General features: G+C 52.2%; 1 protein-coding gene. It reads left to right on the top strand.

The window, feature by feature from the left end; all coding sequences use genetic code 11:
- The coding region (locus C7B16_RS24210; RefSeq protein WP_181244208.1) for an autotransporter outer membrane beta-barrel domain-containing protein at positions 1 to 1,034 on the top strand (1,034 nt) is incomplete at both ends.

Genomic DNA, 1,034 nt, shown 5'->3' with positions numbered 1-1,034 from the left:
CCCCCTGTAACACCAGAACCGCCTGTGACACCGGAGCCACCTGTTACGCCATCTGTTCCACAACCAGAACGAAAACATCTGTATCGCCCGGAAATTGGCAGCTATCTGGCCAATATTCAGGCGGCAAATACGCTGTTTAATACCCGACTGCATGACCGTCTGGGGGAAACACAATACACCGACCTGCTGACCGGCGAGCAGAAAGTAACCAGCCTATGGATGCGTAACATTGGCGGACATAATCGCTTTAAAGATCGTTCGGATGAATTGAGCACCCAGAGCAACCGTTATGTTCTGCAACTGGGCGGCGACCTCGCACAATGGAGCTGTAATGACCTTGATCGCTGGCATCTCGGCTTAATGGCTGGCTATGCCAACAGCAAGAGTCACACCCATTCCAACCTGACCGGGTACAGCTCACGTGGGCAAATCGACGGCTACAGTGTGGGAGTGTATGGCACCTGGTACGCTAACGAAGCGGACAAAACCGGGACTTATGTTGATAGCTGGTTGCTCTATAACTGGTTTGATAACACCGTCTCCGGCGAGTACCTGCCGGGTGAGAAATATCACTCTGACGGCATAACCGCTGCCATTGAAGCGGGTTATACCTTCCGTCTTGGTGAAAGCGCCGATGCGCGTACCAGCTACTGGTTGCAGCCAAAAATGCAACTGACGTGGATGGATGTGAAGGCAGACAATCATACTGAAGACAATGGCACTCTGGTTGAGGACAGCACCGAAGGCAACCTACAAACGCGTCTGGGGGTGAAAGCGTATCTGCAAGGCCATAATGCTCTTGATGATCATAAAGAGCGTTCCTTCCAGCCTTTTGTGGAAACCAACTGGATTTATAACTCCCGCAATTACAGTGTGAAGATGGATGGCATCAGCGATGAAATCATCGGTGCGCGTAACATCGGTGAGTTAAAAGTCGGGGTGGAAGGTCAGCTTAATCCGCGTCTGCAACTGTGGGGCAACGTCGCCCAGCAGTTGGGTGACAACGGTTACAGCGATACCCAGGGAATGCTGGG

The sequence above is a fragment of the Escherichia sp. 20412-1 genome (assembly GCF_003027595.1).
Taxonomy (GTDB): domain Bacteria; phylum Pseudomonadota; class Gammaproteobacteria; order Enterobacterales; family Enterobacteriaceae; genus Escherichia; species Escherichia marmotae.
Note: the sequence above shows the minus strand (reverse complement) of the source record. Positions and strands in the feature narration are given on the sequence as shown.